At 62.1% G+C, this 10,812-nt stretch carries 12 protein-coding genes; 4 read left to right on the top strand and 8 right to left on the bottom strand.

The window, feature by feature from the left end; translation table 11 throughout:
• Together BSU04_RS41560 and prpB are read right to left on the bottom strand one after the other, a co-directional pair.
• Positions 1 to 403: citrate/2-methylcitrate synthase (locus BSU04_RS41560; protein ID WP_306427260.1), on the bottom strand; the 403-nt coding region annotated here is incomplete at its 3' end.
• Between the two features lie 32 nt (positions 404 to 435).
• Positions 436 to 1,329, bottom strand: coding sequence for a methylisocitrate lyase (prpB, locus tag BSU04_RS41555; RefSeq protein WP_089166010.1), 894 nt, complete (start codon positions 1,327 to 1,329; stop codon positions 436 to 438).
• 168 nt (positions 1,330 to 1,497) lie between these two features.
• Between prpB and prpR the strand changes: the two genes are divergently transcribed.
• A complete protein-coding gene (gene prpR / locus BSU04_RS41550; RefSeq protein ID WP_089166009.1) occupies positions 1,498 to 3,390 on the top strand; it encodes a propionate catabolism operon regulatory protein PrpR in 1,893 nt (630 codons plus the stop codon).
• 18 nt (positions 3,391 to 3,408) lie between these two features.
• On the opposite strand, the gene BSU04_RS41545 is transcribed toward prpR, so the two are convergent.
• The 3 genes from BSU04_RS41545 to pcaH all read right to left on the bottom strand — a co-directional run bounded on the left by BSU04_RS41545 (position 3,409) and on the right by pcaH (position 5,109).
• A complete protein-coding gene (locus BSU04_RS41545; protein WP_089166008.1) occupies positions 3,409 to 3,714 on the bottom strand; it encodes a DUF2288 domain-containing protein in 306 nt (101 codons plus the stop codon).
• Positions 3,715 to 3,793: 79 nt separating this feature from the next.
• The gene (pcaG, locus tag BSU04_RS41540; protein ID WP_089166014.1) at positions 3,794 to 4,384 is read right to left on the bottom strand and encodes a protocatechuate 3,4-dioxygenase subunit alpha; all 591 of its coding nucleotides are present in this window, start codon (positions 4,382 to 4,384) and stop codon (positions 3,794 to 3,796) included.
• A 14-nt stretch (positions 4,385 to 4,398) separates the two neighbouring features.
• Positions 4,399 to 5,109: a protocatechuate 3,4-dioxygenase subunit beta gene (gene pcaH, locus BSU04_RS41535; RefSeq protein ID WP_089166007.1), complete on the bottom strand. Its 711-nt coding sequence runs from the start codon at positions 5,107 to 5,109 to the stop codon at positions 4,399 to 4,401.
• A 100-nt stretch (positions 5,110 to 5,209) separates the two neighbouring features.
• On the opposite strand from pcaH, the gene pcaQ reads away from it, so the two are divergent.
• Both pcaQ and BSU04_RS41525 read left to right on the top strand, forming a co-directional pair.
• The gene (gene pcaQ / locus BSU04_RS41530; RefSeq protein WP_089166006.1) at positions 5,210 to 6,244 is read left to right on the top strand and encodes a pca operon transcription factor PcaQ; all 1,035 of its coding nucleotides are present in this window, start codon (positions 5,210 to 5,212) and stop codon (positions 6,242 to 6,244) included.
• A gap of 336 nt (positions 6,245 to 6,580) precedes the next feature.
• A complete protein-coding gene (locus BSU04_RS41525; RefSeq protein ID WP_089166005.1) occupies positions 6,581 to 6,949 on the top strand; it encodes a response regulator in 369 nt (122 codons plus the stop codon).
• Between the two features lie 75 nt (positions 6,950 to 7,024).
• Here BSU04_RS41525 and BSU04_RS41520 read toward each other — a convergent pair whose 3' ends face one another.
• Complete coding sequence (locus BSU04_RS41520; protein WP_089166004.1) at positions 7,025 to 7,738, bottom strand: lysophospholipid acyltransferase family protein; 714 nt, start codon at positions 7,736 to 7,738, stop codon at positions 7,025 to 7,027.
• A gap of 218 nt (positions 7,739 to 7,956) precedes the next feature.
• Here BSU04_RS41520 and BSU04_RS41515 point away from each other — a divergent pair, with 218 nt between their 5' ends.
• Positions 7,957 to 9,150: an alpha/beta fold hydrolase gene (locus BSU04_RS41515; protein WP_089166003.1), complete on the top strand. Its 1,194-nt coding sequence runs from the start codon at positions 7,957 to 7,959 to the stop codon at positions 9,148 to 9,150.
• Here the strand turns inward: BSU04_RS41515 and BSU04_RS41510 are convergent.
• Together BSU04_RS41510 and BSU04_RS41505 are read right to left on the bottom strand one after the other, a co-directional pair.
• Positions 9,142 to 10,389, bottom strand: a complete 1,248-nt coding sequence (locus BSU04_RS41510; RefSeq protein WP_089166002.1) for an EAL domain-containing protein — start codon at positions 10,387 to 10,389, stop codon at positions 9,142 to 9,144. The genes BSU04_RS41515 and BSU04_RS41510 overlap by 9 nt on opposite strands.
• Positions 10,389 to 10,595 carry a hypothetical protein gene (locus BSU04_RS41505; RefSeq protein WP_089166001.1) on the bottom strand — a complete coding sequence of 69 codons (207 nt, stop codon included), beginning with the start codon at positions 10,593 to 10,595 and terminating at the stop codon, positions 10,389 to 10,391. Before BSU04_RS41505 ends, BSU04_RS41510 begins: the two co-directional genes overlap by 1 nt.
• Between the last annotated feature and the right edge of the window lie 217 nt (positions 10,596 to 10,812).

Raw genomic sequence — 10,812 nt, 5'->3', positions numbered from 1 at the left:
CCTTGGCGCCGGAGACGTTGTGGTCTTCCTTCTCGGGCAACACGGTGCCAAGCACGGAGACGCCGGTGCGCATCACATCCATCGGATGGGCGGATGCGGGAATCCATTCCAGCGCGGCCTTCAGGTTTGCGGGAAGGCCACGCAGACCCTTGAGCTTGGCCTTGTACGTCTTGAGTTCAGCGACCGTGGGCAGCTTGCCATGCACAAGCAGATACGCGATCTCCTCGAACTCGGACGTCCCGGCAATATCCAGGATGTCGTAGCCACGATAGTGCAAGTCGTTGCCCGTCTTGCCGACGGTGCACAGCGCGGTATTCCCGGCCGTCACGCCTGACAGCGCGACCGATTTCTTCGGTTTGAAGCCGCCAGTGGCGGGTGCTTCTTTCTCTAACGTATCGCTCATGTGTGTGTCTCTCTCCTGATAGGGTTGACGCGTTACTTCGCCTGATTGAACAGGGCGTCGAGCTTGTCTTCGAACTCGTGATAACCGATGCTCGCGTACAGTTCCTCGCGCGTCTGCATGGTGTCGAGTACGTTGCTTTGCGTGCCGTCGGTGCGGATTGCGCGATACACGTTCTCTGCGGCCTTGTTCATCGCGCGGAACGCGGAGAGCGGATACAGCACGATCGAAACATCCACGCTGCGCAATTCTTCAACCGTGAAAAGCGGTGTCGATCCGAACTCCGTAATGTTCGCGAGGACCGGCACCTTAACGGCATCGACAAATTGCTTGTACATCTTCAGGTCCGTCATGGCTTCCGGGAAAATCATGTCGGCACCGGCCTCGACGCAGGCACGCGCCCGTTCAATAGCCGCTTCCAGACCTTCCACCGCCAGCGCATCTGTGCGCGCCATCACGACAAAATTCTCATCGGTGCGGGCATCGACTGCTGCCTTCACGCGATCCGCCATTTCCTGCTGCGAGACGATCGCTTTTCCCGGCCGATGTCCACAACGCTTGGCGCCCACCTGATCTTCGATATGCATCGCGCCCGCACCCGCCTTGATCAGCGACTTCACCGTGCGCGCAATATTGAAGGCGCTCGGACCGAAGCCCGTATCGACATCGACCATCAGCGGCAGATCGCAGACATCGGTGATGCGGCGAACGTCGGTCAGGACGTCGTCGAGTGTGGAAATGCCAAGGTCGGGCAAGCCGAGCGAACCGGCGGACACGCCGCCGCCGGACAGGTAGATCGCCTTGAAGCCGGCATGTCTGGCGAGCAGTGCGTGATTCGCATTGATCGCGCCAACAAGTTGCAGGGGCTTTTCGGCCGCGACCGCAGCGCGAAATTTCGCGCCGGCGCTGAGTGTTGCAGTTGAACTCATAGATGTGTCTCCGTTGACCAACTCATATAGGGCAAGTTGCCTGCCAGATTCCAAGGGTTTGATTTCTAAGAGATTAGACCTTCTTCACCGCACCTCGAAATTTCATTAATGAAATCATGGATTGCAAAAATGGCGTTAAACTTCGCAATCCTCGTTCAGCGATAAGTCATGAATCCACCTCCACGCATCTGGGCAGTCGGTATCAGCAAGCTGCGCGACCTGTATCGCGACATCGCGGCGGAGTACGACGGGATTGCGGATCTGCGCATCGTGCCGCTGGGGTATGAGGACGCTGTGCAGGAGGTCGAGAGTGCGGGCGACGCGCGTCCGGACGTGGTTGTATCGGCGGGATCGAACGGCAGCTACCTGAAGGCGCGGATCAGCGTGCCGGTCGTGCTCGTGAACCCGACCGGCTTCGACGTGATGCATGCGTTGGCGCGGGCGCGTCGCGAGGGCGACTCGGTCGGTCTCGTGATGCACGGCGAAACGCCGGCCGAGCTCAAGCGGTTTTTCCGGGCCTTCGGTGCGTCAGTTGAATGCGCTTCGTATCTGTCGGCGCAAGACGCGGAGGCCTGCGTGCTCGATCTGCGCGATCGGGGTGTGGAGGCCATTGTCGGGCCGGGACTCGTGACCGAACTGGCCGAGAAGGCGGGCATGAAGTCGGTGTTTCTATACTCGCGTGCGTCTGTTCAAGGCGCCTTCGAAACCGCGCTGGAAGTCGCACGCGCCACGCTGGGAGAAACGCAACGGCGCCGGCGGCTGGACCAGGTTTTGCAGCATTTACGTGACGGCGTGATCGCGCTGACCGCCGATGGCCGGATTGAAGCGCTGAGCGGCAAGATGGCCGACATGCTGCGGCTCGCGCCGTCGCAAGCGGTAGGCAAGCGGCTGGTCGATCTCGCGCCAGAGGTGGCAAGCGCAGTGCCGAAGGAGCCGGGCGAATCGCTGGAGACCGTACGCGGGGCGACTTATGTGGTGCATCGGAGTGCATGGGGTGATGCATCGGCATCGGCGGCTTCCGGTTCCATCATCACCTTCCAGGAGTCGGTGGCGCTGCAGCGCATGGACCGCTCCGTGCGAGCGCGGCAACGTGCGCCGCAACTGGTCGCACGGTATCGGATTGAGGATCTGAGCGGGACGAGCGAGGCGATAGAGCAGGTGCGGCAGCGCGCCCGGCGTTATGCACGAACGGACGCCACTGTACTCATCCGGGGCGAAAGCGGCACCGGCAAGGAGTTGGTTGCGCAAGGCATCCATTCCGAGAGCACACGACGCGAGTTCGCGTTCGTCGCGCTCAATTGCGGCGCATTTCCGGAGACGTTGCTGGAAAGCGAATTGTTCGGCTATGAAGAAGGCGCGTTCACCGGCGCGCGACGCGGGGGGAAGGCGGGGCTGATCGAGTCGGCGCATCGCGGCACACTTTTTCTCGATGAAATCGGCGAGATGCCGATGCCCTTGCAAAGCCGTTTGCTGCGTGTGCTGCAGGAGCGCGAAGTGGTGCGTCTAGGGTCCACGGAACCGCTGCAAGTCGACGTACGCGTGGTCGCCGCGACGCATCGTGGGTTGAGCGAGCGAGTGCAGGCGGGGCAGTTTCGGGCTGATCTATATTATCGGCTGAATATCCTGAATCTTGCTTTGCCGCCGTTGCGCGAGCGGTCATCGGACATTGCCGGGCTGGCGGCGCGGTTGTTGTGGCAGACGGGGCGCATGGGGTCGGCCGATGCGGCGCACGCGGTGCTTGAACCGGCGATGCCGCTGCTGGTCGCGTACCGATGGCCTGGGAACGTGCGCGAATTGCAGAATGTGATTGAACGGATTGCAGTGGAGCTGGACGAGATGCCGGGGATGCGAGTCACGCCTGAATTGCTGGGGTCGATCGCGCCGGAGATTCAAGAAGGCGAAACCGCCTTGGGCACCGAAACGCTGAAGCAGCGCAGTCGCAAAGTCGAAACCGAAGAGATTCGCGCAATGCTGGAGTCGTTCGGCGGAGACCGCGAGAAAGTCGCCCGGGCGCTGGGCATCAGTAAGACTACGCTTTGGCGGAAGCTATCGGGGAGGTGAGGGGGCTTCAGCGATCCCTCACCCACGCTCCTGCACGCACACCCAGGGCGACACCACCACAGCCCACAATTCGGGATTCCGCGCAGCAAGGTCCTCAGCCACCGGGGGCTCGACGCGTTCGACCAACCCGGCCGACAACCACTCGGTGACCTGCTTGGTATCGTCACTGGCGACGGCCTCGGCCACACTCACCAAATCGATATCGCGCGCCACTTTCAACAACACGCCGCGCGCAAAAAACCGCTGCAGTTCAGACCATTCGATCTGCGCGGTTTCGGCGAAAAGTTTGAGGTACAGCGGACTGGCGGACTGAGCGTCTTTCATAGGGGAATCACAGGCAAGTTCGAGCGTCCGACATCATAAACCATCGCGCCGGACACTCTGCCTGGCTGCCAGCAACCGCTCAAAGATCGAAGAAAACCGTTTCTTTCGGTCCTTGCAGATGAATATCGAAGCGATAAATCGTATTCGACGTGCCCGCTTCGCGCTTGGCGATCAGCGTGCCGCGCCGCTCCGCAGGAACCAGCGAAAGGACGTCATCGCGTGCATTGGCCTCGGTTTCATCGTCGAAATAAATGCGCGTGTAGGCGTGCAGCAACATGCCGCGCATCAACACGATCACGTCGATATGCGGCGCCGAATCACTCCTCGTACTACCCGGTTTGACCGTGTCCACGACAAAGCGCAACGCCGGGTCCGTCCCCGTGCCTACCCGCGCGAACCCGCGAAAATCGGACTCGCGCGTCTCGGCCAGCGTGCTCACGTAGCAGCCGGTGGAATCGGCCTGAGCCATCTCGATCACGGCATCGCCGACCACTTTCTCTTCACCGTCGAACACCTGCCCCACGATGCTGATGTGCTGCCCCGCCGATTCCCGATCCGCGATCGACGGCGTGAACAAGCTCTTCAGGTCGAAGTTGTATTGCTCGGGACACAGGCCATAAGCGAAATACGGTCCCACCGTTTGCGACGGCGTCTGTTGATAGATAGTCAGGTTCGAGCTCATGTTCAAGCCTCCGTCGGGGTCTGGTTCGCGCCGCGCAGCACGATGTCGAACTCATAACCGAGCGCATAGCCTTCCTCGGTCGTATCGATGGAAAAGCGCGAGATCAACCGGTTGCGCGCGTGTTCTGGCGTGCCCTGGAAAATAGGATCGAGATCGAGCAGCGGATCGCCGGGGAAATACATCTGCGTGACAAGGCGCGAGCCGAAGTAGTCGCCAAACAGCGAGAAGTGGATGTGATTGGGACGCCAGGCGTTCGAATGATTGCCCCACGGGTACGCACCCGGCTTGATCGTGAGAAACCGATATCGCCCTTCGTTGTCTGTCAGACAGCGGCCTGCGCCAAGGAAATTCGGGTCGAGCGGTGCCGCGTGCTGATCGGCTTTGTGAACATAACGCCCGGCCGCGTTCGCTTGCCAGATCTCGACCAGCGTGTTGCGCACCGGCCCGCCGCTTTCGTCGAGCACCCGGCCCGTCACGATAATGCGTTCGCCCATCGGCTCGCCATTCTTCGCGGCGTTGCGCGTCAGGTCATGATCGAGCTTGCCGAGGTCGTCGGCGCCATACACCGGCACGCGCCGGTCCTTCAGGTTCTCTTTCAGCGGGATCAGCGGGCGCGACGGGCTGCGCAGCACGGAGGACTTGTAGCCCGGATGGCAATAAGGCGGGTGGGAATCCCAGTCGCGCGGCGTCAGGATGAGGGAGGGGGCAGTCATTTTTTTCTGTCTCCGACTTTTAAATTGTGAATCAACACTTTATCGAAGCCGTGAAGTTATGGAAAATGACGTTTTATGCATTCAGACATAACTGCTCGTCATGGATACCGACCCCACATTGTCCACCGCACCCGTCCCGGCAAGTACGCCGAATAAGGCGAACAAGCTGGATAAGCCCATCACGCCGCTCGCCAACCTGACCAGCGGCCGGATTAAGTTCCGGCATCTGCAGTGCTTCCTGGCGGTGACGCAGTTCGGCAGCGTGCAGCGCGCCGCCGACAGCCTTTCGATCACGCAGCCGGCGGTATCGAAGACGATTGGCGAGCTGGAATCCATTCTTGGCGTCCGCCTGTTCGAACGGGGCCGGCGAGGCGCCGCGCCGACGCGCGAGGGCAGGCTGTTTGCGCCGCACGCTGCAGCCTGCGTAGGGGCTTTGCGTGAAGGCGTGGATGAGTTGTCGCGGCATGGCGTCGAGATGCCCGGCACGGTCGCGCTGGGCGTCTTGCCCACCGTTGCGCCCGCGTTGCTGCCGCCCACGCTTGCCGCGTTTCGGGCGCACTGGCCGGATGTCTCCGTGCGGGTATGGACCGGGTCGAACTCGCAGTTGCTCGAACGCCTGAAATCCGCCGATAGCGACCTGGTCATTGGCCGGCTGTCCGAACCTGAAGGCATGGTGGGGATGACCTTCGAGCAGTTGTACCGGGAGCCGTTGACGGTCGTCGTGCGCCGCGATCATGCACTCGTGCACGAAAGCAGTATCACGGCGTCGGTGCTGGCCCGCTTTCCGGTGGTCGTGCCGCCATTTGGGACGTTGATCCGTCAGTCTGCTGAAAGCGTGTTGACGGCGTTCGGCGCACAGGCGCTGAGTTCACTGATCGAAACCTTGTCGGTGTCGCTTGGGCGTGCTCTTGCATTGCACAACGACGCGGTATGGTTCGTCCCGTCGAGCGTGGTGGAGCACGACATCGAATTGAAGCTGCTGGCACGCTTGCCCATGCCCTTCACGAGCGCCGATGAACCCATCGGCCTGATACTGCGTCATGACCGCGTCCGCTCGCCTGCGCTGGACAGCCTGATCGACGCAATCCGGGAAGCTGGAAGGCTGCGCGAGGCAGTTCGTATCGGTATGAAATAGCTTGTATAGAGGCTTGCCGCAGGCACTTGTTACCGCATATGCGGGAGCGGCAAAACCCCATTAGCATACGTGCGATAAAAGCTATATAAGTGGGCCAGTCGGCGGGCCGAGAAGCGTTCAAGGCACGTGCAATGCTGAAGCGCAAAGCAGGCATCGAAGTGGATGCGAGGCGAATCTGAAGCGAATTCAAAGCACAGCGCGAGCGACGCTTGAGCGCTGCAAACAACCCTACTGTAAGCAAGCGCAACAGAATTTGCGTGCAACCAAAGGTCGCTCTGTACTGTCTGACTTCGCAACTCTTCCATCACCGGGACGCCCATTAAAGCCGCCAGCAAGATGAAAACCGTATTGCTCGTCGACGACGACCCCGCCACCCTCGAAGCCTGGACCCTGTGCATGCAGTCGGCGGACTGCACGGTGCTCTCGGCGTTCGACGGCAACAGTGCGCTCGCTTTATTGGGCGAGCATAGCGTGGATATCGTGGTGTCTGACTGGATGATGCCGGGGCTCGGCGGCGCGCTGTTGTGCCAGACGATGAAGACCAACTCGGCCCTTTCACACATTCCCTTCCTGATGATCTCGGGCCATCCGCACCCGCCGGCTTTCGTTCACTACGACGGCTACTTACAGAAGCCCGTCGAGACGGAAGCGTTGTTGTCGGCAGTGGATCGTCTGTGCGCCGCGAAGCGCCGCCGCCCGTTCTGATCCCGCGCACCGGTCCGCTGCTTACGACGCGTTCCTGCGCGTAGCCTGCTTGGCTGATGCCGTTCGAGTTCAGGCTCAGGCCAGCCGCGCCATTTCCTTTTCCATCCGGTCTTGCGCAAGCCGGTTCAACTCTTGAGGCACCACGCAATCGGCGGGCAAGGCCGGCAGCACGATCACGCGGATATGTCCGGGTTGATCGGGCCAGCCTTTTGCCGGCCAGTATTTGCCGGCGTTATGCACGACCGGCACGGCGGGCACTTGGGTGGAACACGCAAGCCGCACGCCGCCCGAAGCCAGCTTGAGCGGCGCATCGTGCGCCACTCGCGTGCCTTCGGGAAAGATCACCACCACGTCGCCGAGTGCGAGCTTTTCCGCACATTCGCGCGTGACGGCCTGATGCGCCTGACGAGGCGAACCGCGATCCAGGCTGACCATGTCCAGCCCCTTGAGCACCCAGCCGAAGAACGGGATGCGCTTGAGGTCGCTCTTGAATACAAAGCTGATGCGGCGCGGAAACAGCGCCATGAACGCGAGCGTCTCCCATGTCGATTCGTGCCGGCACAGCATGATGAACGGCTCGTTCGGCAGGTTCTCCAGTCCTTCGACCGAACACGATACGCCGGTGATCACGCGCATCATCCTGACCATTGCGCGGCACCATTGTTTGGCGAGCCAATAACGGCCGCTGCGGCCGACGAACGGAAACAGAGGCAGAATCAGGATCGACCACACCGTACCGCTGCCAAGCAGGTAGGTCGCGAATAGCCACTTGACGAAGGTTCGATGCATTAAGAAATGGATGGTGGTAAAAGTGGGGCGAAAGGGCTGTGGCGGGTTGCAAAGCGTCCTGGGGGGCGCAGACCCGGCCCGACGTTTGAGCCCGGCGTGCGAAACCCGAAGGATAGCGTGTGCGGCGGCGCATGTCCCGATTCAGTCCTGAGTGCGCCCCCGTGCCGCCCGCCCGATGACAATCAGGGAGACACCGGTCTCTCTTTAACGGAGTTGCAATGACGGATGAAGCAAACAGCGAAGTGAAGGGCGAATTGACGAACGGGGAAACCGCCAAGCCAGCCGGCGAGCCGTTGCCTGCGTTCGAGGATGGTCTCCTCGATGTCGGCGACGGCCACGCGGTTTACTGGCGTGCGCAAGGACCCAGGGACGCCCCCGTCATGCTGCTTGTCCACGGCGGCCCCGGCGGCGCAATGAACCTCAAGTGGGCGGATGTGCTGGATGCATCCAAGTGGCGCATGGTCTTCTTCGATCAACGCGGCTGCGGCAAATCCACGCCGTTTGGCAAGCTGGAGCACAACGGCACGAATGATCTTATCGGCGATATGGAGAAGCTGCGGGTCGCCCTCGGCATCGAAAAGTGGGCGCTGTTCGGTGGCTCGTGGGGCACGACGCTCGCGCTCAGCTACGGCGTGACGCATCCCGAACGCTGTCTCGGCTTTTTGCTGCGCGGGATTTTCCTCGCGCGCAAGGAGGATATCGACTGGTTCCTGTGGGACGTGCAGCGCGTGTTTCCGGATGCGCACCGGGTGTTCCTGGACGCCATCGAGACCGCGAGCGGCCAGCGTCCGCGCAATGCCGCCGAGATCCTGGCGCTCACCGGCGCGCCGCTCGCCCGTTTCGATGACGCCGGCATCAAGCTCGCCCGTGCATGGTCAGGCTTCGAGGCGACGTTGTCGGTGGTGAATAAGCCCGCGTCGAAGAAGGCTGCTGACCCAACGCAGAAGGACGAATCGAAAGGCGAGGCTTCAGCCATAGCGGCTCAAACCGATGCCGCGCAAACCATCGCCACGCCGCCCGAAGCGCCCAAGGCTGATCCAGCTCAAGCTGAGCCGCCGACCCCCGAAGCCACCCGCGAGGCCAACGCCGCGGCGATTTCGATGTCGCTGCTGGAGCATCACTACATGGCGCAAGAGTTGCCGCCGGAGCCGTTGTTGCCGCGTGTCAGCAGGATTGCGCATCTGCCGTGCGTGCTCGTGCATGGCCGCTTCGACATGGTGTGCCCTGCCGATCAGGCCCAGGCCCTTGCCGACGTATGGCCAGGAGCGCAGTTGTCCATCGTCGATGCCGCGGGTCACTGGACCTTCGAACCCGGCAATGTGACAGCGTTGAAAGCCGGCGGCGAGTATCTTGCGCGAACGCTGGCCGCGAAGCCAACGCCGACCCAGATCCCGACCTCAACGCTAGGCTGAAGGCGGCAGCAATCCGGCGGCCGACGTGGCGAGACGCTCCCAGTCGAGATCCGCGCCGAACACTAGCGGCTCGCCGCGATAGCTGATGAAGATGGACAGCGTCACGCAGAGCCCGGTTCCGGTCGCCGATAAATACGGAGCACTCACCATTAGCCGCTGCGGATAGGCGAGGGCATCGACGAAATACGGCCGGTTGTCCCAGCGGCCGATCGATGGTTTGCTCAGCGGCGCGAGGCGAGCAGCGATCGGGGCGGCGCCGGCGCCGTCGATCATCGGGATACATTCGCGGCCGCCCTGATCGAGGAAAAAGCAACCTACCGTGCACGGCAGCGCCCGCAGATCCTCGCAGGCCCGCTCCGGCAACGCACCGGCCCACATTCGCTCGGCCGCCTCCGCAAAGCGCGTCCGATACGGCATCAGCAGCAAATCGATGCCAAGCTCGCGAGTCTGGCGCGTGTGGGCGAGGGTATCGAAGACGGTTTCGATTTGCTGCGTCGCGGCTTCCTCGGGCGAGGCCCCCGGACCTGGCTGGCCAAACAGGAAACCCTGCACGAAGTCCACACCCGAGCGCGCTGCCAGCAGCAAGTCCTCCTCGGTCTCGATCCCTTCGGCAACCACCAGCATGCCTGCCTCGTGCAACAGGCTCACCAGCTTAGGCATGACCGACTCGCGCAAGTCCGGCTGATGCGCGTGGATGAGGCTGCGATCCAGTTTCACGATGTCCGGCCGCAAGGTCAGCAACCGATCCAGATTCGAGTGCCCGGCGCCGAAGTCGTCTACTGCGACTAGAAAACCTTGCGAACGGAACGCCTGGGTGGCGTGGGCGAACGCGCAGACGTCGTTGCCGCCCGATTCCAGCAACTCGATCACGATTTCTTCCGGCCGCACACCCGATTCACGCGCGATGTCGGCGAGCTGCCGCGCATAGCCGGGATCGATGAAGCTGGCCGGCGTCACGTTCAGGAACAGCCAGGTCTGGCCGGGCAACCATTTGGCGGCGTTGCGCAAATGAGTGGCATGACTCAGGCGGTCGAGTACGCCGGTCGAGCTCTCCACAATCGCCTTGGCGAACAGTTCGAACGGCTCCAGCAAACCGCCCGCCGATGCAACGCCGCGCAACAAGGCCTCGTAACCGACCTGGCGCTGGTGGGGCAAGCTGTAGATCGGCTGGAAGTGCGAGCAGAGCGCGATGCCGTCGAACGCGGCCTGCGGGCGAGATTTCCCGAGTGCGCGCCGCATCAGGAGACTGCTGCCTGGAGACGGGGGTTAGCGGCCGGCGCCGCCATGCCGGCCAGTGCAACACGTGGCGCGACGAATAGTGAAATGGCGCGCAGGATGAACGGCATGAACCGTGCGGGCAACGATGTCAGCCCGGCCGTGCAACGACGGCGAAGCTGTCCGGTCAGATCGGCTGCACAAACGCGGGCCAGGAACAGTTCGAACATGATGTTGGTCTGCGCGTGTTAATAAGACGATAGGACGATCGAACGAATGGAACAGGGTTCGGCAACGCTTGAGGCCGGACACTATCTTATCGGATCAAACGACGGCCGACTTGAGCGAGAAAGCATCATGCCACGCGTTGGCAGGACGCCGGCAGCTTTGATGGGCGGGCGTTTGCGGCACGTTAAAAATTCCGTGGATGGTCTGTGGGACGGTAAA

The sequence above is a fragment of the Caballeronia sordidicola genome (assembly GCF_002220365.1).
Taxonomy (GTDB): Bacteria; Pseudomonadota; Gammaproteobacteria; order Burkholderiales; family Burkholderiaceae; genus Caballeronia; species Caballeronia sordidicola_C.
The sequence above is the reverse complement of the archived record's forward strand: the minus strand, read 5'-3'. Positions and strand labels throughout refer to the sequence as shown.

Bases quoted from the DNA above. Each gene is read 5' to 3' on its own strand.
- BSU04_RS41515 (WP_089166003.1), top strand. From the start codon at position 7,957: ATGACGGATGAAGCAAACAGCGAAGTGAAGGGCGAATTGACGAACGGG.
- prpR (WP_089166009.1), top strand. From the start codon at position 1,498: ATGAATCCACCTCCACGCATCTGGGCAGTCGGTATCAGCAAGCTGCGC.
- BSU04_RS41520 (WP_089166004.1), bottom strand. From the start codon at position 7,738: ATGCATCGAACCTTCGTCAAGTGGCTATTCGCGACCTACCTGCTTGGC.
- pcaQ (WP_089166006.1), top strand. From the start codon at position 5,210: ATGGATACCGACCCCACATTGTCCACCGCACCCGTCCCGGCAAGTACG.
- prpB (WP_089166010.1), bottom strand. From the start codon at position 1,329: ATGAGTTCAACTGCAACACTCAGCGCCGGCGCGAAATTTCGCGCTGCG.
- BSU04_RS41525 (WP_089166005.1), top strand. From the start codon at position 6,581: ATGAAAACCGTATTGCTCGTCGACGACGACCCCGCCACCCTCGAAGCC.
- pcaH (WP_089166007.1), bottom strand. From the start codon at position 5,109: ATGACTGCCCCCTCCCTCATCCTGACGCCGCGCGACTGGGATTCCCAC.
- BSU04_RS41545 (WP_089166008.1), bottom strand. From the start codon at position 3,714: ATGAAAGACGCTCAGTCCGCCAGTCCGCTGTACCTCAAACTTTTCGCC.
- BSU04_RS41510 (WP_089166002.1), bottom strand. From the start codon at position 10,389: ATGCGGCGCGCACTCGGGAAATCTCGCCCGCAGGCCGCGTTCGACGGC.
- BSU04_RS41505 (WP_089166001.1), bottom strand. From the start codon at position 10,595: ATGTTCGAACTGTTCCTGGCCCGCGTTTGTGCAGCCGATCTGACCGGA.